Annotated in this window: 20 protein-coding genes; 6 read left to right on the top strand and 14 right to left on the bottom strand. The window is 58.8% G+C overall.

Translation table 11 applies throughout. From position 1 onward, the window contains the following. Positions 1-7: 7 nt before the first annotated feature. The 5 genes from R3D51_05885 to R3D51_05865 all read right to left on the bottom strand — a co-directional run bounded on the left by R3D51_05885 (position 8) and on the right by R3D51_05865 (position 5,454). Positions 8-1,309: a UDP-glucose/GDP-mannose dehydrogenase family protein gene (locus R3D51_05885; protein ID MEZ5899006.1), complete on the bottom strand. Its 1,302-nt coding sequence runs from the start codon at positions 1,307-1,309 to the stop codon at positions 8-10. 176 nt (positions 1,310-1,485) lie between these two features. Then, positions 1,486-2,232, bottom strand: coding sequence for a proteasome-type protease (locus R3D51_05880; protein MEZ5899005.1), 747 nt, complete (start codon positions 2,230-2,232; stop codon positions 1,486-1,488). A 24-nt stretch (positions 2,233-2,256) separates the two neighbouring features. Further along, complete coding sequence (locus tag R3D51_05875) at positions 2,257-3,066, bottom strand: transglutaminase family protein (protein MEZ5899004.1); 810 nt, start codon at positions 3,064-3,066, stop codon at positions 2,257-2,259. 17 nt (positions 3,067-3,083) lie between these two features. Beyond that, the gene (locus R3D51_05870; protein ID MEZ5899003.1) at positions 3,084-4,031 is read right to left on the bottom strand and encodes an alpha-E domain-containing protein; all 948 of its coding nucleotides are present in this window, start codon (positions 4,029-4,031) and stop codon (positions 3,084-3,086) included. A 7-nt stretch (positions 4,032-4,038) separates the two neighbouring features. After that, positions 4,039-5,454: a circularly permuted type 2 ATP-grasp protein gene (locus R3D51_05865; protein MEZ5899002.1), complete on the bottom strand. Its 1,416-nt coding sequence runs from the start codon at positions 5,452-5,454 to the stop codon at positions 4,039-4,041. 214 nt (positions 5,455-5,668) lie between these two features. Here R3D51_05865 and R3D51_05860 point away from each other — a divergent pair, with 214 nt between their 5' ends. Further along, positions 5,669-6,019: a DMT family protein gene (locus R3D51_05860; GenBank protein ID MEZ5899001.1), complete on the top strand. Its 351-nt coding sequence runs from the start codon at positions 5,669-5,671 to the stop codon at positions 6,017-6,019. A 43-nt stretch (positions 6,020-6,062) separates the two neighbouring features. Here the strand turns inward: R3D51_05860 and R3D51_05855 are convergent, their stop codons facing one another. The 3 genes from R3D51_05855 to R3D51_05845 all read right to left on the bottom strand — a co-directional run bounded on the left by R3D51_05855 (position 6,063) and on the right by R3D51_05845 (position 9,485). Beyond that, positions 6,063-6,431: a hypothetical protein gene (locus tag R3D51_05855; GenBank protein ID MEZ5899000.1), complete on the bottom strand. Its 369-nt coding sequence runs from the start codon at positions 6,429-6,431 to the stop codon at positions 6,063-6,065. 99 nt (positions 6,432-6,530) lie between these two features. Continuing rightward, the gene (locus R3D51_05850; GenBank protein MEZ5898999.1) at positions 6,531-7,691 is read right to left on the bottom strand and encodes an MFS transporter; all 1,161 of its coding nucleotides are present in this window, start codon (positions 7,689-7,691) and stop codon (positions 6,531-6,533) included. 117 nt (positions 7,692-7,808) lie between these two features. After that, the gene (locus R3D51_05845; GenBank protein MEZ5898998.1) at positions 7,809-9,485 is read right to left on the bottom strand and encodes a formate--tetrahydrofolate ligase; all 1,677 of its coding nucleotides are present in this window, start codon (positions 9,483-9,485) and stop codon (positions 7,809-7,811) included. Between the two features lie 421 nt (positions 9,486-9,906). On the opposite strand from R3D51_05845, the gene R3D51_05840 reads away from it, so the two are divergent. Continuing rightward, positions 9,907-11,169 carry a cyclic nucleotide-gated ion channel gene (locus R3D51_05840; GenBank protein ID MEZ5898997.1) on the top strand — a complete coding sequence of 421 codons (1,263 nt, stop codon included), beginning with the start codon at positions 9,907-9,909 and terminating at the stop codon, positions 11,167-11,169. A 58-nt stretch (positions 11,170-11,227) separates the two neighbouring features. On the opposite strand, the gene R3D51_05835 is transcribed toward R3D51_05840, so the two are convergent. From R3D51_05835 to R3D51_05825, 3 genes are all read right to left on the bottom strand, one after another. Beyond that, positions 11,228-12,043, bottom strand: coding sequence for a SpoIIE family protein phosphatase (locus tag R3D51_05835; GenBank protein ID MEZ5898996.1), 816 nt, complete (start codon positions 12,041-12,043; stop codon positions 11,228-11,230). Beyond that, entirely contained in the window at positions 12,040-12,897 is an 858-nt protein-coding gene (locus R3D51_05830) for an FHA domain-containing protein (GenBank protein MEZ5898995.1), read from the bottom strand. The genes R3D51_05835 and R3D51_05830 overlap by 4 nt, the downstream gene beginning before the upstream one ends. 73 nt (positions 12,898-12,970) lie before the next feature. Then, the gene (locus R3D51_05825) at positions 12,971-13,531 is read right to left on the bottom strand and encodes an FHA domain-containing protein (protein MEZ5898994.1); all 561 of its coding nucleotides are present in this window, start codon (positions 13,529-13,531) and stop codon (positions 12,971-12,973) included. Between the two features lie 374 nt (positions 13,532-13,905). Between R3D51_05825 and R3D51_05820 the strand changes: the two genes are divergently transcribed. The 4 genes from R3D51_05820 (at position 13,906) to R3D51_05805 (ending at position 20,186) form a co-directional block, all read left to right on the top strand. After that, positions 13,906-16,326 carry a serine/threonine-protein kinase gene (locus R3D51_05820; GenBank protein MEZ5898993.1) on the top strand — a complete coding sequence of 807 codons (2,421 nt, stop codon included), beginning with the start codon at positions 13,906-13,908 and terminating at the stop codon, positions 16,324-16,326. Between the two features lie 117 nt (positions 16,327-16,443). After that, positions 16,444-17,841: a cytochrome ubiquinol oxidase subunit I gene (locus tag R3D51_05815; GenBank protein MEZ5898992.1), complete on the top strand. Its 1,398-nt coding sequence runs from the start codon at positions 16,444-16,446 to the stop codon at positions 17,839-17,841. Position 17,842: 1 nt separating this feature from the next. Beyond that, positions 17,843-18,856 (top strand): cytochrome d ubiquinol oxidase subunit II, encoded by a 1,014-nt coding sequence (gene cydB / locus R3D51_05810; GenBank protein MEZ5898991.1) that lies wholly within the window; start codon positions 17,843-17,845, stop codon positions 18,854-18,856. 151 nt (positions 18,857-19,007) lie between these two features. After that, positions 19,008-20,186, top strand: coding sequence for a thermonuclease family protein (locus R3D51_05805; GenBank protein ID MEZ5898990.1), 1,179 nt, complete (start codon positions 19,008-19,010; stop codon positions 20,184-20,186). Positions 20,187-20,508: 322 nt separating this feature from the next. On the opposite strand, the gene R3D51_05800 is transcribed toward R3D51_05805, so the two are convergent. From R3D51_05800 to R3D51_05790, 3 genes are read right to left on the bottom strand one after another with little or no spacing between them, the layout of a single operon-like run. Beyond that, positions 20,509-21,354: a hypothetical protein gene (locus R3D51_05800; GenBank protein MEZ5898989.1), complete on the bottom strand. Its 846-nt coding sequence runs from the start codon at positions 21,352-21,354 to the stop codon at positions 20,509-20,511. Positions 21,355-21,368: 14 nt separating this feature from the next. Beyond that, positions 21,369-22,334 carry an HlyD family efflux transporter periplasmic adaptor subunit gene (locus R3D51_05795; protein ID MEZ5898988.1) on the bottom strand — a complete coding sequence of 322 codons (966 nt, stop codon included), beginning with the start codon at positions 22,332-22,334 and terminating at the stop codon, positions 21,369-21,371. Next, entirely contained in the window at positions 22,331-24,040 is a 1,710-nt protein-coding gene (locus R3D51_05790; protein ID MEZ5898987.1) for an ATP-binding cassette domain-containing protein, read from the bottom strand. Before R3D51_05790 ends, R3D51_05795 begins: the two co-directional genes overlap by 4 nt. Positions 24,041-24,187 lie beyond the last annotated feature (147 nt).

The following is a 24,187-nucleotide window of genomic DNA, read 5'->3' as shown; positions in this document are numbered from 1 at the left end:
GATCCGGCTATCGCCCAATGCCGCGATAAGCAAGCCCAGCCTCTTGCGCGGTCTTGCCAAGAAAAATGTTGCGCAAATCGACAAGCGCGTCGCCCTTCATTCGACGGCGCATCTCCGTGAGATCAAGCGCGCGAAACTCATTCCATTCGGTGACGATAGAGACGGCATCCGCGCCGTCCGCCACATCCAACGCACTTTGGCACCATATCACGCCGGGCAATAGCGGCTCGGCCTGCTTTCGTCCCTGCGGATCGAACACGCGGACCTGCGCACCGCGCTCAAGCAACATCGGCACGATGACGAGGCTCGGCGCATCGCGCATATCATCGGTGTTGGGCTTGAAGGTTACCCCGAGAATGCCAATGGTCTTGCCACGCAGACTGCCACCGACCGCTTCCTCGATCCGCCCCGTCATCGAGATCTTGCGCTCGTGATTGACGCGCTCGACCTGCTCGATGATGGACAGCGGAGACTTATTTTCGCGTGCCGTACGGATCAGCGCAGAGACGTCCTTTGGAAAACAAGAGCCGCCGTACCCTGGTCCAGGATGGAGAAATTTGTCTCCGATACGCCTGTCCTTACCGATCGAAGCGGCAACCTCTTGCACATCGGCTCCCACTCTTTCACACAGGTCTGCAACCTCGTTGATGAAGCTGATCTTCAGAGCGAGGAACGCGTTGGCCGCATATTTTGCGAGTTCAGCCGATTCGCGGGAGACGAACATGACCGGCGAACCGCGCAGGGCAAGCGGCTTATAGAGCCGATCCAGAACGTCGCGTGCCTTCTCGCTGTCAGTACCCACGAGGACGCGGTCTGGATGGGTAAAGTCCTGAATCGCGGAACCTTCACGCAAGAATTCTGGATTGGAACAGACTGCGAAATCGAGATCTGGGCGCAGTTGGCGCAAGCGCGATTCAATCTCACGACTTGTACCGACGGGTACGGTCGATTTCGTCGTAATGACGATGAAACTTTTTAGATACGGCGCAATCTCTTCAACCGCTGCATAGACGTGCGAGAGGTCGGCATAGCCATCGCCGCGGCGCATAGGCGTACCGACAGCCAGAAAGACAACCGCCGCATCCTTGACGGCACCTTCCAGATCCGCCGTGAACTGAAGGCGACCTGCCTGCATATTGCGTTGCATGAGGTCATCGAGCCCAGGCTCGTAAATGGGAGAACGGCCCGCATGCAGCTCTTCCAGTCGTTTGGGATCCTTATCGACGCATGTCACCTGCCATCCGAACTCAGAAAAGCAGGCTGCAGAGACCAGCCCGACATAGCCCGCCCCGATCATGCAGATTTTCACGCTTTATCCTCCCTCAGGCGCTCGCGCAGTGCGCCAATCGCTAGCCGAGCTGACATTAATCCGCAACGTGAAAAGACCTCTCTACGCGGCCCAAGCACCCCACGATCAGCCAAAATCGCCTGTAAACCGCTCAATACGCAATTTACCGAAAAACGAGGTTTTGCGGCGCGACAGGCTTAAACCTTGAATTCCTCGATTTTCGAGAATGCCGAGCGCAGAGCTTCCGACCACGACGCCGACAGCTTCTTGAAATAAGCATCATCGGCGAAAATGCGCTTTTCTCGTGTGACATCCAGAGTGTCGTGCTCATAGACGAGTATGTCCAAGGGCATGCCAACCGATAGGTTCGATCGCAATGTTGAATCGAACGACAACAACATCAGCTTGGCTGCTTCGCCCAAGCGCATGTCAGACCGCGCAACACGATCGAGGATCGGCTTGCCGTACTTGTGTTCACCGATCTGAAGAAACGGTGTGTCATCGGTCGCCTCGATGAAATTGCCTTCCGAATAGATCTGAAACAGCCGCGGTCGTTCGTTTCCAATTTGGCCGCCGAAAATAAACGAAGCTGCAAATCCGGCACGGCTTGCCTCAAGCGCTGCTCCGTCAATGCGGCGTGCTTCGCGCACAGCTTCTCCGATGACGCGCGCGGCTCGATACATGTTGGGCGCATTCATCAGGTGAGTGTTATGGGCTTCATCCTCATCACCAACTGCCGCGCTGAGCTGCTCATTCAACAGAGAAATCACCGATTGTGTTACGGCGAGATTACCGGCGGTCAACACGACCAGAACCCGGTCTCCCTTCTTGCACCAGTAATGAAGCTTTCGATATTGCGCGATATTGTCCACACCTGCGTTGGTGCGCGTATCCGCGGCAAACACCAGCCCGCGGTCGAGCCGCATGGCTACGGCGTACGTCATTTCCGTCTCCCAGAGTGGCAGAGCCTACTGCTGGCTGTTTGCTTGTTGAACTTCTACCAGAACGTCAAGCGCCTCCTCGGACCCTCCCCGACGATTTCCGCGTATGGGGGCGGCGGAGACGGCATCAAGCCCCATGGCCAGGCGGACATAATGATCGGTGGGGCACATACGATTGGCTGGATCAAAGCCGACCCAGCCCAGCCCCTCCACGTAAGCCTCCGCCCAAGCGTGGTGGGCTTCGGACGCCTCATCGGCACCGCTCAAAAAATACCCGTTGACGTAACGAGCCGGGATGCCGGCGGCACGCGCAGCCGCGATAAAGATATGGGCAAAATCCTGACAGACCCCGCGCTCCCCGGCGAGAGCCTCGGCGGCGCAAGTGTGTGGCCCGGTCACGCCGATCTGATAGTCAACGCGATCCCGAATGGCATTCATGAGAACGTGCAAGCCGTCGATCGGGCTTCCGTTCGAAGTTAGGGAGGCAAGTTCACGAATGGAGCTATCGACCGCCGTCTTCGGCGTCTCGCGCAGAAACACCTTGACCGGCACGAAATCTTGCAGGCCGCGCACGACACCGGCCCGATCCTCGGTCTCAACAATCCCCTCCGCGCGACACTCTATCTCCAAGTGTTCGCCGGTGATGCTGATGAGATGAGAGATATTGGAAAATGCATCGAAGAAGCGCGTCGCTTTTTCGATACCCGGAGCGGATATCTTCCAGGATAGAACTTTTTGGCCCGCGAATGATGGCGGGGTCAAACGCAAAGACTGGACACTATAGCGTGCCGTCTCGGTATACTTATAGCGTGTGACATGACAGATCGAGACCAGCATCGTGCGCCCTGGATAGACTAGTCATTGAAATGATAGGCGGCGGATATCTCGAGGCTGAGAGCGTTGTTTCTCCCAATGAGATCTTGAACGAACTCGTGAAGACCGCTCTGGAAAATGGTGTCCACATCGATCTCGATCAATCTGTCGCGCGTTGCGGCTACTGTGGCATGGCACGCATGGCGCTGGCCATAGTAAAGCGCAAGATCGTTTAATGCGCTCGCCATCTCGTCGTAGCAAGCCCGGAGCGAGCGAGGCATCTGACGGTTCAAGATCAGATACTCTGCGATATTCCACGGCCGGTAGGTGTCTTTATAGACCCAGCGATAGCTGCGATGAGCCGAAACCGATCTCAGGATTGAGGCCCACTGCGCATTGTCGGGACTGGTGCCGACGAGATGGCTGGACGGCAGCAGGTGGTAATATTTGACGTCGAGAATGCGTGCCGTGCTGTCGGCACGCTCGATGAAAGTACCCAGCTGACTGAAATAGAACGTGTCGTTTCGCAGGATCGTATTCAGCAGCGCGCCACGATAGAGTGCGGAACGTGAACGAACCCAGTCGAGGAAATCTGGCAGCGCGTCGGACGTCATGCTGGACGGCCTCAACTTTGACATGTGGAGCCAGGAGTCGTTCAGGCTCTCCCACATATCGCGCGTGATGGCCGTGCGTTGAGCACGCGCATTCGATCGAGCGGCGTGAAGACACGCCGCGACGCTGGAAGGGTTTTCCAAGTCGAACAGAATGTAATCTATGACGTTGCGCGTGTCGAATACGCCGTGCTTGGCCAGATATCCCGGCAAGCATCCCGCGCTCTCCAACGTCGAGCGCCACTCTTGATGGAAGTCCTTATCTGATCGCGGCAGCAGTACGATGCGGTATCCCACTTCGACAAGCCGGGCCATGTTTTCGGCCCGTTCGACATAGCGCGACAGCCAATACAGATCGTTCGCCGTGCGTCCGAGCATTTCAGCCTCAATCCTGCAGAACCCAGGTGTCTTTCGTGCCGCCGCCCTGGCTGGAATTCACAACCAGTGACCCTTTTTTCAAGGCGACCCGTGTGAGACCACCTGGCACGAGCCGGATCTGATCGCCCACCAGAACAAAGGGCCGCAAATCGAGATGGCGCGGAGACAAACCAGCCTCGACCAGCGTTGGACACGTCGAAAGCGCCAGCGTCGGTTGCCCGATATAGTTGTCCGGACGAGCCTTCAGTTTGGCGCGAAACGTCTCGATCTCGGCGGAAGACGCCACCGGACCGATCAGCATGCCGTAGCCGCCCGACCCGTGGACCTCCTTGATGACCAGTTTCTCGATGTTGTCGAGAACATATTGGGCCTGGTCCGGAATTCGGCAGTTGTAGGTTTCCACGTTGGGCAGAATTGGAGGACGCCCGGAGTAGAACTCAATGATCTCCGGAATGTAGCTGTAAATTGCCTTGTCATCTGCAATGCCCGCACCCGGAGCATTCACAAGCGTGACGCGGCCCGCACGATAAATGTCGAAAACACCGGGAACGCCCAACATGGAGTCGGGGTTGAAAACAAGAGGATCAAGATAGTCGTCGTCGATACGGCGATAGAGCACGTCGACGCGCTTGTAGCCTTCCGTCGTCTTCATATTGAGAACGCCGTTGTCGACGACCAAATCGCGTCCTTCAACAAGTTCGATGCCCATCTGATCGGCAAGGAAGGAGTGTTCATAATACGCGCTGTTGTAACGACCCGGCGTCAGCAGCGCGATGACGGGCTCAGCATCGAGATTGGCCGGAGCGACAGACTCAAGAATCGTGAGCAGATTGTCCGGATAGTTCTCCACCGGCAGCACGCGGTTGCGGCTGAACAGGTCGGGGAACATGTGAAGCATGGTCTCGCGGTTCTCCAGCATGTAGGAAACGCCGGAGGGAGTGCGAGTGTTGTCTTCCAAAACGCGGAACTCGTCGGGGCCGATACGAACCAGATCAATGCCGATGATGTGACTGTAGACGGACCGTGGCGGATTACAGCCGAGCATCTCGGGCACGAAAGCGGAGTTCTGGATGACGAGGTCAGAGGGAACGCGTCCGGCTTTCAGGATCTCCTGCCGGTGATAAATGTCGTACATAAAGGCGTTGAGCGCGCCCACCCGCTGCTCAATGCCCTGCTGAAGCTTTCGCCACTCGGAGTTAGAGATGATCCGTGGAATGATGTCGAATGGTATGAGCCGCTCGGTCGCTTCTTGCGCTCCGTAGACATTGAAAGTAATCCCGGTACGCCGGAAGAGTGTTTCGGCCTCGATACTTTTCGCAGAGAGGTGGTCCAGTCGCTGTGTACCAAGCCATTCGGCCAACGCTCGGTAAGGTTCGCGAATGCCTTCCCCGAAACCGTTCATTTCATCGAACGCAGCGTCCATCCATTCCACCTGTTTCCCTTACCACCGATCGCCTCGCAAAGCCTGGGCCAGCCGCAAAATGCTCTATTCTGCGCTACCCAGCTGAATTTGGATGCGTAAGCGTGCACCCAAAAAGAGCATCATGCACGAAGTTTCACCATGAATTCGACACAAGCTCAGGAACTGGGCAATACACGCGCGTGTTAAAGAGCAGCCTCTTGCCACAGGATAGACCATGACCAGCGCCTACTTGGTTCCTATTGCGCTTCTAGTGTCGTCAAACATCTTCATGACCATCGCATGGTATGGTCACCTGAAATACCCCTCTACATCGTTGTGGATCGCCATTCTAGCGAGCTGGAGCATCGCGCTACTAGAGTATTGCCTGGCCGTGCCGGCAAATCGGCTGGGGGCGCGCGTGTACAGCGTTGCCGAGCTGAAGACCATGCAGGAGGTGATCACCCTCCTGGTCTTCTCCGGCTTCTCCGTCCTTTATCTGGGCGAGACGCTCACCATCAATCACGTGATCGGCTTTTCGCTGATCGTTGCGGGGGCCTATTTCATTTTCAAAGCGCCGATCCATTAAACAATCCCTGGCAGCCCGTGGTAGCAGCGAGCGAAGGTGTGCCTCAAACAACCGGCGCACCATAGCCGTAGCTGTAGGGAACGGGACCTGAAAAGGCGATCACGTCTCCCTCGTTCAAGCCCACCTCGGTGTTGACGACACCGCCTTGATAGAGGCCGGGCGTAATATCGCGTCCGTTGCGCAAGACGAGAAAGATATCCGAAATGGGCAACCTGAAGTGACTGATGAGATCGCCGATCGAGGCGGTGGCGGGTACTTCTAGATCCTCTCGGAAGTTCGAATTCTGCGTAAAGCGCGACAGGGAGTTGAATAGCCGCACCTGGATCCGAATGGTTTGCCCTTGCGAATTATGTCCAATCTGGCTGCCGGTCATCCGCGTCTCCATCTCAACGGGGAAATCGTGTAGCGCCATTCTAGTTGCGACCGACGCTGCGAGCGTTGACTTTGACCAAATGATCCGATCCAAAGCCCTTGCACTTTGGAACAATTTCGTGAGCGTTGCCGGCTTATCTCAGGCGGGAACACCGCGCCGGATGAGCCCCCAGGCGGTAGCAAAGCCAAGCCCGCCGACAATTGCGCCAGCCACGAACAACGTTGCCGTTGAGCCCAGCGCAGGCAGAGATAGGCCGTAAATAATCGGACCTGCCGCCTGCCCCAGAAAAAAGCAGAAAGCGTGCGCGGCCACCGCCGCCCCACGATTGTTTGGCGCAAGCTCAGTGGCCTGTGTCTGAAGCGAGTTATGGATCATATAAAATCCAACGCCCACGACCAGAAAAGCCGCCATTTCGGCTGGCCAAGACAGCCCCACCGCCAATCCGCAAAAGCCGATGCCGCAAACCACGCCACCGGCTCTTATGAGATTCAACAATCCCATCCTCGGCAAGATCGACGAAACCAGCGCCGTGTAAAGAAAACCGCCAAGGCCGAACCCGGCCAGCACCAAACCTGCTTCGCGCAGACCACCGGCTCCCCGCGCCTCCAACAGGATCGCGATGTAGGGGAAAAGCCCGAATAGCACAACGCCCTCCACGAACACCGCCATGAAGCAGACGGCGGCCCGTGGGTTCGACAGCACTTGCGCATACCCTTCGCGCATAAGGGCCAACGTGAATCGCGTACGCACCGGTTTGGTGCGCGGCTGCAGCTGCCAGACGGTGAGCGCGAGGGCCGCAGCCGCCAACACCGCGCCAACAGCCATCGAAAAGCGCCAGCTGGTGTAACTGGCAAGAACTCCCGAGCCGATCGACCCCAACAGTTGCCCTGAGATGATCGCAGCGAGCAGGCGCGACAGTGCCACCTGACGATTTTGGAAGTCGAAACGATCACCGACCATGGCAAAGGCCAAAGGAATGATTCCGCCCCCTGCCGCGCCTCCGACGATGCGGGCGGCGAACAGCACATCGATACTGGGCGCCATCGCGCCAACGACAAGGCACACGATGACGATGGCGAGACTGATCTTGATGATGAGTGCCTTGCCGACTGCGTCTCCCAGAGATCCCAGAACAGGCTGGAAGACCGCATAGGGCAGCGTGAATGCGGACGCCAATAGCGCGACCGTCTGCGCGCTGATCGACAGATCGCGCGCGATGGCAGGGACAACCGGATCGATGATCCGCATGGTCATGGCGCTGACGAGGCAACTCGCCGCGAGCACGAAAAGAAGGGGCATCAGCTGAGAGTTCCGAACGGGGAGCGCGGATCAGAAGCTGCGCCCGGCGTCCCTATAACAGAAAACGGGGCGGACCGTGCATGGTCCGCCCCGCATGACAGCTTCACGCCAAAGGCCTCAGAACAGGCCCTGTATGAGACCTTTATCGTCCAAACGGATCGAATCGGCTGACGGAACCTTGGGCAAGCCCGGCATGGTCATGATCTCGCCGGTAACCACCACAACGAATTCCGCACCCGCCGAAAGTCGAAGTTCGCGGATCGGCACGATATGGCCGGTCGGCGCGCCGCGCTTGCTGGGGTCGGTCGAGAACGAATACTGGGTCTTAGCCATGCAAACGGGCAGATTTCCAAAACCTGCCGCCTCAAGATCCTTAAACTGGGTCTCCACCGAGCCGTCGCAAGAAATATCCGCGGCGCGGTAGATTTCCTTGGCGATGGTGCGGACCTTTTCCTTGAGCGGCATCTCGTCGGGATAGAGCGGCTTGAAATTCGCCTTACCTTCAGCAATGACCTCGACGACGTGCTTTGCAAGTCCCTCTGTCCCTTTGCCACCGTCGGCCCAGTGCGTGCACATGAATGCTTTAGTGCCCATGCTCTCTGCTGCTTTCATTACTTCAGCAATCTCGGCGTCCGTGTCGGTGATGAACTTGTTCACCGCAACCACAGCCGGAACGCCGAACTTGTTGACGTTCTCGATGTGCCGCTTGAGGTTGTCGCAACCCTTGGCGACTGCAGCCGCGTTTTCGTTCTTCAGGTCGTCTTTGGCGACGCCACCGTGCATCTTGAGCGCGCGCACCGTCGCAACGATGACAACGGCCGAAGGCGCAATGCCCGCCTTGCGGCACTTGATATCGAAGAACTTCTCAGCGCCAAGGTCAGCGCCGAAACCGGCCTCGGTCACAACGTAGTCGGCGAGCTTCAAAGCCGTCTTGGTCGCGAGCACCGAGTTGCAGCCATGCGCAATGTTAGCGAATGGTCCACCGTGGATGAACACCGGATTGTTCTCCAGTGTCTGCACCATGTTTGGCTGCAAAGCATCTTTCAGCAACACGGTCATAGCGCCGTCGGCCTTCAGATCGCGCGCTCGAATGGGCTTCTTGTCGCGCGAATAGGCCACGATGATGTTTCCGAGCCGCGTCTCCAGATCCTTGAGATCCTTGGAGAGGCACAAAATCGCCATCACCTCCGACGCGACGGTGATGTCGAAGCCGTCCTGACGCGGGAAGCCATTTGACACGCCGCCCAGAGAATTGACGATGGAGCGCAGCGCGCGATCGTTCATATCGAGCACGCGCTTGTACTGGACGCGGCGCTGATCGATGCCGAGCGCGTTACCCCAATAAATATGATTGTCGAGCATCGCAGCCAGCAGATTGTGCGCGCTTGTAATCGCGTGAAAGTCGCCCGTGAAATGGAGGTTGATGTCCTCCATCGGCACGACCTGCGCATAGCCGCCGCCTGCCGCGCCGCCCTTCACGCCGAAGCAAGGCCCAAGGGAGGGCTCGCGCAATGCGGCAATCGCCTTTTTTCCGATGTGGTTGAGGCCATCGGATAAACCCACGGTGGTCGTTGTCTTGCCCTCGCCCGCCGGCGTCGGGCTGATGGCGGTCACCAGGATCAGTTTGCCGTCTTTGTTGCCCTGAATTTTATTGATGTAATCGAAGGAAACCTTCGCCTTGGTCCATCCATATGGGATGAGCGCTTCGGCAGGGATGCCAACCTTGGCGGCCACATCGGCAATCGGCTGCTGTTTGGCTTCGCGTGCAATTTCAATGTCAGACTTGACGGACACGGCTCGGGTTCCTCCACGGTTCTTATGATTGCGCCCTCCGATCGCCTGCTGACGATGGAAAGGTTCGGTTCGACACAGCTTTAAAGCCCGGCCATGGGCCCACGACTGCGCGAGACGCCGGGGATATTGTACTTTCGTGCGAGCCGAGCCAAGCACCTCAGCCCAAATTTCGACCTCGATGCGCACAAAGTCGCGGGGGCCGGCTTTTGGCCTCAGATACGCCACGCTTCAGCACAGACGGCATTCCGCCCAAGAACAAAATACAATCGTTAAATCAGCGGGTTAAATCCAGAATCTGAGTCTTTCAACACTTATAGGCAGGGTCACTGGAACATCTCGAGCCCAACGCGGTAAAGTGTTTGAGGGGTGATGCGCGGCGGAATGCTGCACGGCGAGGTCTTTCGCAGTAGGGAGAGTTCTGTTGCAAGAGCACGTTTCAAGGACGGCGGAGGGAATCCAGCGCCATTCTGGTTTGCGCCTAGCGGCCATCGCCTCCAAGGCAAACTTGCCGTGGCTCTCCAACCATAGACGGACACTGCGCGCCAAAGTCTACGACGTGATTGAAGGCGGTCAGGGCGAAACGCGCGGCAGCCGGATCTTCGACATTACGATCGTCTCCCTGATCCTATTGAACGTTGCTGCCGTCGTACTGGAGACCGTTCCCAGCGTTCGCGCTGAATATGGACGCTGGTTGTCGAACTTCGAGTTCTTCACGGTCGGCGTTTTCACGGTCGAGTACATGCTGCGGTTGTGGACGGCCGTCGAGGTCCCGTTTCTGGCGCGCATGAAAGCCAGTCGCGCACGACTGACACTGGCACACAGCCCGGCCCTCATCATCGACCTCCTGGCCATCCTACCGTTCTATCTCAGCAGGTTCATGGCTCTTGACCTCGGCATGTTGCGCGTTCTGCGTCTGCTGCGCTTCCTCAAGTTGTCGCGCTACTCGCCGGCCATGCATACGTTGATCCGTGTTTTGCAGAACGAGAGCAGGGCACTCTTAGGGGCCTGCCTGCTTTTGGCGATGGCCATACTGTTTTCGTCCACCGTGATGTATCACCTGGAAAATGCGGCACAGCCCGACAAGTTCGGTTCGATCCCCGAAGCCGCATGGTGGTCGATCGCCACTTTGACCACAGTCGGATACGGAGACGTCGTGCCCGTCACTGCGATGGGACGAGTCGTGGGCGGTCTCACGATGGTTATCGGCCTCAGCATCCTGGCATTGCCGGTTGCGATCATCTCGACGGGCTTTGCGCAGGAGTTGCAGCGACGCGATTTCGTCGTCACATGGTCGATGATGTCGCGTGTACCGATACTATCGGGCCTGGAAGCAAAGCAGGCAGCCGAGATCATGCCGATGCTCCAGGCACATAATTTACCGGCTAATGCTGAAGTCCTTGCGCGCGGCTCGCCGGGCGACGCGATGTATTTCGTTGCCTCCGGCAAGGTCGATCATTTGCACGCCGAAGGAAGAACAAGCTTCAAGACCGGAGAATTCTTCGGCGCGAATGCCATGCTTGAGAACAACGTGCATTCAGGCTCGTTCATAACAATGTCGAAGACGAGACTTCTGAAGCTGCACAAAGAGGACTTCCACCGCATAGAAATCCAACATCCGAACGTTGCCGACCACATTCGAAAAGCCGTGCAGGCAGGAATACCAATCCCGCCGCAGAAAGAGTAGACGCCGGCGCGAACCGATTTAATTGGTTCGGCGTGCCGCCCAATTGAATGGACTGATTTCAACCTATTGCGTGAACCACGAGCACGGTGGCGTTGTCTTGATAGGGTTCTCGCAACGCCTCAACGCCGCGAATGAGCGCCTTTGCGACCGCTTCTGCCCCATCGGCTGCGTAACCTTGAATGATGCGGGCGATTTCCACCGCATCCAGAGTTTCAACGCCGTCACTCGCCAGCACGACGTAATCACCCGCTTCCAGAGCGAGCGGCCGTTTCGATGTGTCGATCATATCGATCTCGTCACCCGTCACGGCGGAACGCAACATATGTCGTCGTGGATCGCGCCGCGCCTCTTCCTCAGTCAACCGCCCCGCCGCCACCAGACGATCAAGTTCCGGCGCCAGCGAGTGATCCTCGTTGAGAATCGCAACTTCACCGCGGCGGTAAAGATAGAGTGGACTGTCGCCCACGCTGATCCATTCCAGACCCTTGGTAGAGAACGCCACACCCACCAGTGTCGATCCCATCCCCGATAATAGTGGATTATCATCGACTTTCGCTGCCAACGCTCCGTTGGCCGCTTCGAGGCCGGCCTTCAGACGCGATGGAAGATCGAGAGCATGGGACTCCGGACCCGATGCCGCCGCCAGGAATTGCTCACAAACCATGCGGCTGGCCAACGCGCCGCCCGTGTGCCCGCCCATACCGTCCGCCAGCACGGCAAAGCCGCCGTCTCCATTGGAGAAGGCGGCCCTATCCGCAAGCTCGGACAGAAAATCAACAGGCTCAGCCGCCCCAAGCGGCCGAAACGCAGCTGTATCTTCTTGATAATCCCGCGATCCTTGTGTCGCGGCGACAGCACACTCGTATGACGTCATTCGTCCTTGGCGTCAGAAATCTCGGACCAGTCGAACTCCGGTCCGCAGAATGGGAGAAAGGCAACCTGCGTGCGCCCGAACGTCACGATGTCCATGGGTTTTAGCTCCACGGCGCCAGCCGGACGCTTCTCATTCACGGACACGACGTTGGTTTTAGCAAGGTTCGGCACAAAGAGGAAAGACCGATCGGTGGAATCGTACCGAATATAGGCCTGCTCCTCGGATGAAATGGTTTCATCGCCGAAATCGAGCGCAATTCGGTTCGATCGTGAACGCCCGATAGTATTGTTGCCCTCGAAAATGGGCCGTGACGCGCCAAGCCCAGGGCCGCCCACCACGATCAAGAAGCCAACGACAGGATCCTGTGCAAAGGTGTCGCGCACAATGTTTTGCCGGCCGCGAACAAGGCGCGTGCGCGGTTCTTCGGGCTCCACAGGGACAACGGGAGGCGTCTCCCGGCGAACAACGCGGGTTGTCGGCGGATCGGCAGGCACGATCGGTTCATGTTCAATATGCGCCGGGGGGACCGAAATCGTACGGGCGTGGCGTGCTGCCTCGGCTGCACTCATCGAGCCTTGCAGGGATGCGTTGGGCGTCGATGCGCTTCGCAACCCATGCGTTTCGCCGTTGTCGCTATCGTTGCCCGAAGAAGCGACAGTCGCCGACGCAGGCCGCGCAGCCGGCACCAGCGCCACGGACCGGATCGGCGTTACCAGCACGGGCCCACTGCCGTTTTCAGCGTCTTCGCGCCCGGCTGCACGCAAGGCATCCTTCAGTGAGCCCAGGAGACTACCGGACTTGGGCGCTCTTGCTGCTGCCCGTCCTGCAGTGTCCTCGCCCCGCTCAATCGACATAGGTCCCTCCTTGAGGTTGAAATTCATTTGAAACGCTTTGAACGCTATGAGACTTGGCTGCCGTCGACACACGCTAAACAAGGCCTGCATGGAAACGCAGGCGCCCCGGCCCCAACTCGATTAGGTCACCATCGCGTAGGCGTACGTCCTCGCAAGGCTGACCGTTGACGCGCACGCCATTGCCTTCGATCCCGGAAAGATCGGTGATCCTGTAGCTACCGAAGTCCTCGCGTAGAATGGCCGCGTGGTAGCGATGCACGGCGGCCTCCGTGAGGCGGACATCATTGTCTTCCTCACGTCCAATGCGCAGCATGTCGTGAAGGATGGCATAGCGCGCGCATGAAGCGCTCCGCGTTGCTCCCTCTTCAGAATCCATCAACTCCACAAAAGCATGTCCCGGCAATGAGGGAAGCGCGTCATCGCCATTGTGCGCGCTGCTTTCGGACTCGATCCTCGCCAGCAACGACCGTCGATTAAGTGCGCAAACCAAACGGCTGGCGAGAGAAATGGCCGGCACAGCAAGAAGCGTAGCCAAACCGAGCATAAGTGCTGGCGCAGCTCTATATCCTGCTGCAATCGACCATCCGGCGACATCTATTCCGTGCGCCAACAATTCAGCAATGCGGCCCCCCATTCGCCCTTCTTGCGCTGTTGATGCTATCGCTGGTGAACCGCTCGAAACGGCCAGCGCGACAACAATCACCGTCAAGACTTGCTGGTTTTGTGTTCGAGCTACGTCGTGGCGAGCCACGTGTTGCTGGCGCATGTCGTCCACCGCTCCAAATCACACGCGATTTGGCCCGGCGAAGCAGGCAGCAACATGGCCGGAAAGAGACACATTGAGGATTTGTTCATCTCTGGTTCATTGCCCCACTCAATGCCATATTCTTGCGCGAAACGATTCATTGCAGGGCAGCGTTTGTGTGATGCGTCGTTGCGAGGCCGTATCAAACAAGCGATAGGCTCGAGTTTGCGGAGACTTGGGCATATGCAGGGCAGAAGCCGCGGATGACAACTTTCAACGCGCTTGAAAGCGCGACGGAGCTGGCTGGCGATTTTCGCATCGACCGTGTGCTTGGCGCAGGCGGCTTCGGCGTGACCTATCTTGCCCACGAGACCGCTCTGGCACGGCTTGTTACTATCAAGGAATATTTTCCCGCAGACTTCGCAGCGCGCATCCACGGTGTGGAAGCCGGTCCCCGGTCGCAGGCGAGCGCCAAGGACTACCAATGGGGCCTCGACCGCTTCATCGAAGAAGCGCAGACCCTCGCCAAGTTCGATCATCCCAACATCGTGCGCGTCTACCGAACCTTCAGAGCCAACAACACCGCCTACATGGTTCTGCACTGGGAAGAGGGACAAAGCCTTAAGTCCTGGCTCAAATCGCTCGGCCGCGCGCCGCGCCAGAAAGAGTTGGATCGCATCATCGCGCCGCTGCTTGACGCGCTGGAGACCATCCACAAGGCCGACTTCCTGCATCGCGATATCGCGCCGGACAATATCATTATCCGCAAGTCGGGAGAGCCCGTACTTATCGATTTCGGCGCAGCGCGCGGTGACATTGCAGCCCACTCCAAGACCAAGACCGTCTCGGCCCTCGTCAAGCCCGGCTACAGCCCTTACGAACAGTACGCCGAGACCAGCCGCCAGCAAGGTCCATGGACCGACATCTACGCACTTGCTGCTACGCTCTATCACGCAATGACCGGCAAACGCCCGCCCGACTCGCCGTCGCGCATGTTGAACGACGAGTTCGTACCATCGGGCCAAGCGGCGTTGAGTTCCTATCGCTCGACATTCCTCGATGCGATAGATCGCGGCCTCGCACTCGCGACGGATGCGCGTCCGCAAACGATCGCCGCCTGGCGCGGCGCGCTTCTGGCCCCCGAGCCGAAAAAGCCCGGCTTCCTGTCGCGCATGCGCGAGTCCAATGAAGAGGCCGCCAAACGTACGCGACGGCAGGCCCCGGCCGAGCTTGCTGAAAAAGACGCGACATCCGTCGTACCGCCACCACCCGACACACCGGGTCCAGCAGGCAAACTTCTCGACTTCGTCGAAGGGTTGCGTGCCCCAGCCGTTGCGAATTCAAACGCAAAAGCGTCAAAGCCGAATGCCGCCGATGCTGCACAAGCTGCAACGCAGTTGGCTTCGTCCGCAGCCAAGGACACGAACATCGCTGCTGGCGCGCGCACACGTGCGATTGCCGCAGCGCTCGCACCCCCCGGGAAAGAGGCTGCACAGCCCGCTGCAGCCAAGGCAGCGGACCGAAAGAAGGCAAAGACACAACGAAACGCACGCGCCGATGCTGCGAAATCGGGGCGGATGCTCGAGCGCAAGAAGCTCAAGCCAGCACCGGATGTGGCCCGCAAGCGCCGTTGGACGAAGGGCCTGCCGACAAAACTTACCATGGCCGCCTGCATCGTCGCCGGGATCTTAGTGTTTCGAAACGACCTACCGCGTCTGCTCGCGAAACCGCAGACCAGCACCATCACAACGGGTGCAATCTCGCGGACAGAGAATGACAACGGATTGAATGTTGCCGGCAGCTTCAAGGCGCACGACGGCGCGATCGAGAAAATTGCGCTGTCAGGCGATGGCCGCTTGATCGTAACCGCCGGCGATGATCGAGTTCTCAAAATCTGGTTCCGTGAAACTCATGCCCAGGCAGGCGCCATCTACATGGATGATGGCCCGGCAAATTCGCTCGACATCCGCAACAATCGCGCCCTTACGACCCATTCCAACGGCAGCGTCAATGTGTGGGATCTCGACAAACAGCAACGGCTTTATCGCTTCAAACGCAATGACGCGGCAGTCTGGGCTGCTGTTTTCGTCGGTTCGCAGGACCACATCGCCGCTGCCGGGCACGACTGGGTCGTAGCGCTCTGGCAAACTTCGTCGGAAACGGCGCCCATCACCGTTCTTGAGGGACATGCCAACGCCGTGCAGGCGCTTGCAACCGATCCCTCCGGCACATGGCTTGCCTCTGGCGGCGCCGATAAGACCGTGAAGCTCTGGAATATGGAAACCGGCGAGGTCAAAGCGACCTACCGCAACCACTCCGACTATGTTTCAGCCCTCGCCGTCACCGACGATGGCGGTCTGGTTGCGGCTGGCACGCTGGATGGAGCGGTGCGATTGTGGTCTCGGTCGACGCGCCGCCCGCTGCGCACGTTCACCGCGCACCGCGCGCGTGTTACCGCACTGACTTTCTCTCCCGATGGGCGTCTGCTTGCGTCGGCAGCAGAGGACGGCAGTGTTCGGGTGCGGGGGCTGAAAAGCGCTCGCCCCTACTGGACACTGAGCGGCTTGGAACATGGCGCCAAGACGCTGGCTTTCGATACTGAAGGTCGTCAACTTATCACTGGCGGACAAGACGGCGTCGTCACGCTGTGGTCGCTACCTGTCCCGGCCCTCGCCCAACGTTGAGCTGTTAACGCTGTAAGCTCCTTTGTTTTCATTTTGTCACGCCATGCGGGCTCGACGCCAAGGCTCGAACGCGCCATCATAAGGCCGCTCGAACATCGGCGGTTTGAAAGAGGCAGCATGGACGTCGACGCAATTCTTCTGGCGCGGATCCAGTTCGCCTTCACGGTGATGTTCCACATCATCTTTCCGAGCTTTACGATCGGCTTGGCCGCCTTTATCGCCACCTTGCTGGTACGCTGGCGCATGACGGGGGAGGACAAATTCCACCGCATGGCGCGCCACTGGACGAAGATCTTTGCCGTATCGTTCGCCATGGGCGTCGTCTCAGGCATCGTTCTATCTTATCAGTTCGGTACCAACTGGAGCCGCTTTTCCGAAGTTGCAGGTAACGTCGTCGGACCGCTGATCGGATATGAAGTGCTGACGGCCTTCTTTCTGGAAGCCACGTTCCTGGGCGTCATGCTGTTTGGCTGGACGCGGGTTTCGCCCACCTTGCACGTTACCGCGGCCGTGCTGGTTGCCATCGGCACGTCGCTCTCGGCATTCTGGATCCTTTCAGCCAATAGCTGGATGCAGACCCCGGCCGGTTTCGAACTGAAAGACGGCATTGCGTATCCGACCAATTGGATCAACGCGATATTCAATCCGAGCTTCCCTTATCGCTTCGCGCACATGTTCACAGCGGCCTACCTCACGACTTCGCTCGTCGTATTGTCGGTCGGCGCGCGCTATCTCGTGAGAGACCGCTTCATCGACGAAGCCAAGACGATGATGCGCATGGGGCTCGGCATGGTCGCCATACTCGCGCCCTTGCAGCTTTTGATCGGCGACGCTCACGGACTCAACACCGCCGAGCACCAGCCTGCGAAGGTCGCGGCGATGGAAGGTCATTGGGACGGCTCCAAGCCGGGCGATCTTGTGCTGTTTGCCTGGCCCGACCAGGCACAGGAAAAGAACCACTTCGAGATTTCCATCCCCAACCTCGCCAGCCTCATCATCACCCACAGCCTCGACGGCACCTTCAAGGGGCTAAAAGATTTCAAGCCGGACGAACGTCCGCCTGTGATTCCCGTCTTCTTCGCCTTTCGCATCATGGTCGGATGCGGACTGCTGATGATCGCAATCGGACTATACGGTGTATGGCAATGGTGGCGCGGACAGCTCTTCGACAAGGGCTGGTATCTCACCAGCCTCACTTATTGTTGGCCCCTTGGCTTCATTGCCATCCTGGCAGGTTGGTGGGTCACCGAAACGGGACGTCAGCCTTATCTGGTCTATGGCATCCTTCGAACGGCCGACGCAGTGTCGAACGTCTCGTTCTGGGCGGTGCTCGCATCGCTCATCATGTTTGTCGTCGTCTATACGGTGGTGTTCTCGATGGGTGTGCTGCTCATCAACAAGCTCATAGAGAAAGGACCCGAAGGGCGGTCTTTGGTGACCGAAGAGGGTGTGCCGTCACGACCGTTGTCGGCAGCCGACGAGAGCGCCCGCGAAGCTATTCAAGGAGGCAAATAGTATGGACGACATCGCCTACTGGCTGCCTCTGGTATGGGCCGCGATTATCGCCGTCGCAGTTGCGATGTACGTTATCCTCGACGGCTTCGATCTTGGTCTTGGCATTCTATTTCCGTCGGCGCCAGAAGAACGCCGGCGCGATGTCATGATGAACTCTGTCGCGCCTTTCTGGGATGGCAACGAGACTTGGCTGATACTTGGCGGCGGCGGCTTGTTCGTCGCGTTTCCCAAGGCCTACGGCATCATCATGTCGGGTCTATATATTCCGATCATCGTCATGCTGCTGGCGCTTGTCTTTCGCGGTGTCGCATTTGAATTCCGCTGGGTCGCCAAACCTCGTCACGAGTTTTGGGACAAGGCGTTTGCCTGGGGTTCCATCATCGCCACGTTCGCTCAAGGCATCGTGCTGGGCGGCCTGCTGCAGGGGATCTCCGTAACGAACGGACAGTTTTCCGGCGGCGCGTTCGACTGGCTATCGGGCTTTTCCATCATGTGTGGCCTGTCGCTCGTCGCTGGTTACGCGCTTCTGGGCTCGACTTGGCTCGTCATGAAGACCGAAGGCGAACTACAGCTATGGGCCCGTGCACGGGCCGAACTTGCGCTTGTAATGACCCTGGGCGCGATCGCCATCGTCAGCCTGTGGACGGCGGTCGGGTTGCCGCGCATCGCCGACGTCTGGTTTTCCTGGCCCAACATCCTTCTGCTGGCACCCATCCCGCTGCTGACGCTCTATTCCGGCCTCAAGTGCTGGTGGGGCCTGATCGAGCGCAAGGATGTGCAGCCTTTCGTTTCGGCGATTGCCATGTTCCTGTTGGGCTTCGTCGGCCTTGTCATCTCAAACGTGCCTTTCCTCGTTCCAGACACGGTCACCGTTTGGCAGGCCGCCGCCGCGCCGTCCTCGCAGCTTTTCATGCTGGTTGGCACTCTCGTCATGGTCCCAATCATTTTGGGCTACACCGCCTTCGTGTACTGGACATTCCGCGGCAAGGTGAAAGAAGACGCCGGCTATCATTAAACAGGGCTTCATCGTTGATGGGCCTGCGCATTTTCTTCGTTTTGAACCTGCGAACCTGGGGATGACGCGCGCCTGCGCCTAAGCCCTGCCATCATTTCTCCAGACATTCGCCACCAACGATTCGACGAGGTTCACGGGCGGGGTTTTTTCCATGATGTTCGGATGGCGCAAACGCAGCGAAGGCTTCGAATGGCGCGAGTATGTCCGCACCACAATCCTCGTACGCCGGGCCGACCGCCAGAAGCGCATGGATGACGCGCGCATGGCGGCACTGGCGAAAGTCCGCGATGCGCGTGACCGCGGCGTGAACGCCGGACTTGAGCAAGTTGAAGCCGTCAAGAACGGTGCGGCGGTTGCCGCCAACAAGGCTGGAAACGCCATCGCCGGGGCCGCCGTGGGAAGTGCGCGTAAAGCTGCCGGGGGTGTGCGTGGCGCGGCTGCGTTGCTAAGCCGGGCAGTATCCGCGATGCCACGCCCAAGTATGCCCAATGGCCTCAAATCGCTTGTGGCGGATTTCGTCATGTACGGCGCCGACCTGCCGCGCCGCTGGCGGATGATCAAACCCTATCTTTTGCCTATGGCAGGTGCCGCAGCAGCCATTTTCGTCTTTGGCGCAGCTTTCTCTCCTGAGCGTTCAGGACTTCAGCCCGCAAACGCGGGGGCATCGGGTTCGGCACGTGCGATGAATGAGGGCGCACGGAGGTCCACTGCAAACGCCGACCCAGCCGTCGTTTCTGGCCGTGCGCGCGTGGTCTCCGGTGATCGGCTGCGTGTTGGCGGCAAACTACTCCATCTCGCCGGTATCGACGCGCCGCATCCTGCCCAGCCCTGTTTCCGCAGCAATGGGCGCCGCTGGGGCTGCGCCGCATCGGCGGTCAGCACATTGCGGCGCCTGGTTCGGGGCCGGAAAGTTGCGTGCGAATTGAACACACAGGGTTCGGGGGAAGGTCCGATTGAAGCCCATTGCCGCGCCGGTGACCTCGACATTGCCGCCGCAATGGTTCGCACCGGATTTGCGTTCGCCAGCGCCGATCTCGGCACGCCCTACGCCAGCGAGGAGGAAACAGCTCGTGGCAACAAGGCCGGCATCTGGCAGGGCGAGACCGACCGCCCCGAGATCTGGCGCGCTAAAGTATGGGACGAGGCCAAGAAAACCGCACCCGAGGGTTGCCCGATCCGCGGCGTAGTTAGTTCCCGAGGCGCGGTCTACGCGATGCCGTGGGCTGAAGGCTATGACCGCCGTAAAATCAGTAAAATCAAGGATGAGCGCTGGTTCTGCAGCGAAGAAGAGGCTCAGGCAGCGGGCTTCAAACTCACGACAAAACTCTGAGTTAAGACAATCAGCCTACATCCTACGGCCTGCGCGGCCTTCAAGAGCAACTGAGCAACAAAGTGAGCCCGCCACTGCAAGTCTAAGTAATTGCAAATAAAATGCCCGCGGTCGGGGGAGACCGCGGGCTAACGGAATTGGCGCCACTTGGGGGTAAGCGGGACGGCGCTCAATTCTTCTTAGACTAGATAGTAAGGACTTTCGGATAGCAAGCCGTCCACGGAGCACATCAGAATTTTCGAATCAATGTGTTGCACGGATCCGTCATCTTTGGCCGTTGTCAACCATTCATTTCTCTAGAAGCTGGCGGCGACTGCATAAACTATTGGCGCTGAACCACAAACGGCGAAATGGTTAACCGGCCACTCGGACCGTTGGCTTGAGCGTATCCCAAGTCGGCCACGACTCCGGACAGTCCGATTGGTTCTTTGCCGATGAGGTTGAGCCCGATCTTCTCGATCTGAAGATGACCGTCGATCCAAACCCTCATCAGACCGTTGGGCTTTCCGGGGGTGTTGAGAACGACTTCCTGCGTAACGTCCACCCAGCGGCCGACCGGCCAAACCTGCTTTCCGGCTGAACCGATCCACGACTGGGGGTTGCCGGCGTTTTGAAACGTCATGCCGATGTCGCCGTCCTTTTGCCAGGCTAACCGAGAAACGAAACCGGCCTCAAGAGCCTGGGCATCGACGTCTTCGGCCTCGCGCGTGGCGTAAAGGCCGGGAAGATTGCCCGGCACGTCGAATGAGAAATCCTTAGGCAAGAACAACCGATAGCTGAGACACGCGGCATGCGCGTTCTTCAAATCGGTGAGGTTCCAGAGGAAGCCAACCCCATCGTGCCCAGCAGCTTCCTGCTCATCATCGTCCTGGCCCTCAGCACCAAGCGCCACCTGGAGGAACTGCGCCTTGCCGTCCGGCGTCTCGACCACGCGCGCGTTGTTGAGCAGTCCCCATTCACGCGAGGACAGTCGAGCCTGAAGCTCAAGACTTGTGAATTTGTGGCCATTGTTACCGGTCAGCGAGAAGCGCACCCCATTTCCATAACGAGCCTGGCAGACCGCAATCTCTTCCTTATGGAAGAATGAGTTCACCATGTACACGCCAAGGAATAGCAGAACGCCCAGCCCTCCAGCGTTGAACAAAACCATATTGAGACTTGGACGCATGTCGCACAGACCTTCTAGCCGTTGAAAGCTTTGTGCACGTTACGCATTAAAGGATCGATAAGCTGGTCGAGTAGCGTGCGCTGCCCGGTCAGAAGCAGCACCTCTGCGCGCATGCCCGGCTGCAACGGAACTGGATGACCCGAGGGACCGTTGCGGGCGCTGTCGGCCTCCAACTCCACGCGCGCCACGAAGTAGGGCGCACCGGTGCGCTTGTCCTCAACGCTGTCTGGCGAAATCCACGCAAGCTTTGCCGCCATCGGCCGCTGCTCACGCCAGTTCAAAGCCGTCAGCCAGACTTTCGCAGGCATTCCGGGCACGACGTTTTCGATCTGGTTGGGCTGGAGATGGCCCTCGATCACGAGCCTGTCGCTGCGCGGCACAATTTCAGCCACCGTTTCTCCAGGCTGAACAACGGCACCGGCCGCATGAACGTTGAGCGTGAGGATACGTCCGGATACCGGTGCTTTCACCTGAGCGCGTTCCAGCTCTCCTTCTGAAGCTGCAATACGCGCATTGACACTCGCCACTTCCTTCTCGATCTCGGCGACCATGCGCCTGAGCGCGAGCGCCTTGGAAGTGGCGGCGAGCTTGCGTCGTTCCAAATCATCAACTGTCGCGCTTTCCTGGCGAGCCAAATCCAGCTGCCTTTCCGCAGCGCTGGCCTGGGCCCTTAGTGCGATCATCTGCTGATCGAGAATGTCTGTATTGAGAGTGACGATCACATCGCCTTCGTTGACTTCCTGACCTTCAACGACGCGGACTTCGCGGACCAAGCCACCCGCCAAGTGGGCGGCTGGCTTCACCTTAGATTCAACGATGATCGTGCCGGGCAATCCGACACCCTTGTCGATCGGCGCAAGCGCCGCTCCGCCAATGCCAAACACGAAGAACAACGTGATGACCAATATACCCAGCCGGAGCGGCAACGATATATCGAGGCGAGGAACCACGGCTGCTTTGACGGCTTCGGATTGGCTCATAGCGCGGCCCTTACCGTGGCGGGTTGATCGGATCCATCGGCCTGGGCCACGACGTGAGGCTTGGCCTGCTTGACATCGCGTGCATCGGCGAAGGTTTGAAGTGCGCCGCTCGACAACACCGCGACCTTATCGACAAGCGCCATCAGACGTGGATCTTGAGTGGCAATGACCAGCACGACACCTTGCGCTTTGAGGGCGTGCAGATCGCGGATCAGCCGACGCATACTGGCGCCATCCAAACCAATCTCTGGCTCATCGAGAACAATGATCTTTGGGTTTCCAGCGACTGCGCGCGATAGAGCGACCGCGCGGCGCTCGCGAAACGACAAATACGAGCCAGACGGTCCGACTTCGGTGTCATAGCCCGCATGCAGGCTCTGCAGCGTTTCGTGCATTCCCGCCATGATGGCGGCGCGAGCAACCGAAATCATGCTCATGTCAGCGAAGCGCGCTATGTTTTCATGCACCGTGCCTTCAAGCAGCAGCGGCTCATCTGCCAAATATCCGATCGGCGCTGGCCCGGCGCTACGCTGCCATTTCGCAATCGGCAAGCCATCGAGCGAAGCGCTGCCCGTGGTCGGGATCATCGCGCCGGCAAGAATGGCGGCGAGCGTCGATTTCCCAGCGCCGTTAGGACCAACGATACCAAGAGAAACACCAGGCGGCAGATCGAATGAGACATGACGCAGCGCCGGAACCTTGCGGCCGGGATGGTAGTGCGTCACTTCGTTGATGTGCAGTCGTCCTTCGATTTTCGTCTCGTCGTCGCAAGTGACGATGGGCACGACGGCATCATCCGGAAGAGCCTTGAGACGACGGTAGGCTCCAAAAGCAATTCGAATGGCCTTCACCGAGCTGACCAAGCCTTCCAGCGGCGCGAGCGCGCGCGCAAGTAGAATGGCCGAGGCAACCAAGGCTCCCGGCGCGATCTCGGTCTTGACCACCAGCCAAGCACCGACTCCGTAGATGGCAACCTGCGAACCGATGCGGATACTGCGCGACATCGCCTTGATGAAGGCGGCCCGCTTACCTTGCGAATAGGCCGCGCCGATGTGTGCGCGATTGAACGTTTCCCACTGAGCCGTGGCCCCCATGATCATGCCGAATGCCCCGGTGAGCTGCCCGTGATTTGCAACCGTGCGCCACCATTTCTCGGAACGTTCGTGAGCGATTGAGCACTCCTGCTGCAAACGCGAGGTGAGCAAGAGTTGGAGAATTGCGGCCACAGCCAGCAGACTGGCAGCCGTGACGGCGACAGCGCCGATGACGGGATTTAGCGCAAACAGAGCCACCAAAAACAGTGGAGCGAACGGCGCATCCATGACGACGCCCGCGGCCGGGCTGGCTAGGAACTGCTGAAGTTGTTCCAATGCGCGGGCGGCCTGCCTGAACTCCTGCGGAGGTGTCCCGGCTTTCAAACCGTTTTCTAGTATGTGGCGACCAAGCTCGTGATCGATCCAGATACTCGCGCGCAGAAGAACCATATCGCGTGCGATTTCCAGCAGCGCCAGCGTTCCGATTGCGAGGGCCGCAACTGCCGTAATGATGCTTAGGGTTTCAAGAGAGCCGAGGGGAACGACCGTGTCGAACACCTGCAAGGTGTAAAGCGGCGTCGACAACATCAGCACGTTGATAAAGGCGCTGAAGAAGAACGCCGCGAACCAAGCACGGCGCACGTCTTTCAGCATTCGCCGAGAAGTACGCATTACACCCAATCTCACACGCTCCAGCCGGAAAGACTGGACATACACATCCGAAAGCACATGCGCGGCGAGCCGGAACTTAATGGCTCGTAAACGCGCACATCCCTTCAGCTTGTGAGACCATAGCGTCCCCGCCTAAAGATATCGTTG

Source organism: Hyphomicrobiaceae bacterium (genome assembly GCA_041397645.1).
Taxonomy (GTDB): Bacteria; Pseudomonadota; Alphaproteobacteria; order Rhizobiales; family Hyphomicrobiaceae; genus Hyphomicrobium_B.
The sequence above is the reverse complement of the archived record's forward strand: the minus strand, read 5'-3'. Positions and strand labels throughout refer to the sequence as shown.

Excerpts from the sequence above, each read along its gene's own strand:
- R3D51_05870 (MEZ5899003.1), bottom strand. The coding sequence starts at position 4,031 with ATGCTCGGACGCACGGCGAACGATCTGTATTGGCTGTCGCGCTATGTC.
- R3D51_05800 (MEZ5898989.1), bottom strand. The coding sequence starts at position 21,354 with ATGCGTCCAAGTCTCAATATGGTTTTGTTCAACGCTGGAGGGCTGGGC.
- cydB (MEZ5898991.1), top strand. The coding sequence starts at position 17,843 with ATGGACGACATCGCCTACTGGCTGCCTCTGGTATGGGCCGCGATTATC.
- R3D51_05805 (MEZ5898990.1), top strand. The coding sequence starts at position 19,008 with ATGATGTTCGGATGGCGCAAACGCAGCGAAGGCTTCGAATGGCGCGAG.
- R3D51_05795 (MEZ5898988.1), bottom strand. The coding sequence starts at position 22,334 with ATGAGCCAATCCGAAGCCGTCAAAGCAGCCGTGGTTCCTCGCCTCGAT.
- R3D51_05880 (MEZ5899005.1), bottom strand. The coding sequence starts at position 2,232 with ATGACGTACGCCGTAGCCATGCGGCTCGACCGCGGGCTGGTGTTTGCC.
- R3D51_05865 (MEZ5899002.1), bottom strand. The coding sequence starts at position 5,454 with ATGGACGCTGCGTTCGATGAAATGAACGGTTTCGGGGAAGGCATTCGC.
- R3D51_05875 (MEZ5899004.1), bottom strand. The coding sequence starts at position 3,066 with ATGCTGGTCTCGATCTGTCATGTCACACGCTATAAGTATACCGAGACG.
- R3D51_05850 (MEZ5898999.1), bottom strand. The coding sequence starts at position 7,691 with ATGCCCCTTCTTTTCGTGCTCGCGGCGAGTTGCCTCGTCAGCGCCATG.
- R3D51_05815 (MEZ5898992.1), top strand. The coding sequence starts at position 16,444 with ATGGACGTCGACGCAATTCTTCTGGCGCGGATCCAGTTCGCCTTCACG.
- R3D51_05860 (MEZ5899001.1), top strand. The coding sequence starts at position 5,669 with ATGACCAGCGCCTACTTGGTTCCTATTGCGCTTCTAGTGTCGTCAAAC.
- R3D51_05855 (MEZ5899000.1), bottom strand. The coding sequence starts at position 6,431 with ATGGCGCTACACGATTTCCCCGTTGAGATGGAGACGCGGATGACCGGC.
- R3D51_05830 (MEZ5898995.1), bottom strand. The coding sequence starts at position 12,897 with ATGTCGATTGAGCGGGGCGAGGACACTGCAGGACGGGCAGCAGCAAGA.
- R3D51_05820 (MEZ5898993.1), top strand. The coding sequence starts at position 13,906 with ATGACAACTTTCAACGCGCTTGAAAGCGCGACGGAGCTGGCTGGCGAT.
- R3D51_05825 (MEZ5898994.1), bottom strand. The coding sequence starts at position 13,531 with ATGGGGGGCCGCATTGCTGAATTGTTGGCGCACGGAATAGATGTCGCC.
- R3D51_05835 (MEZ5898996.1), bottom strand. The coding sequence starts at position 12,043 with ATGACGTCATACGAGTGTGCTGTCGCCGCGACACAAGGATCGCGGGAT.
- R3D51_05790 (MEZ5898987.1), bottom strand. The coding sequence starts at position 24,040 with ATGCGTACTTCTCGGCGAATGCTGAAAGACGTGCGCCGTGCTTGGTTC.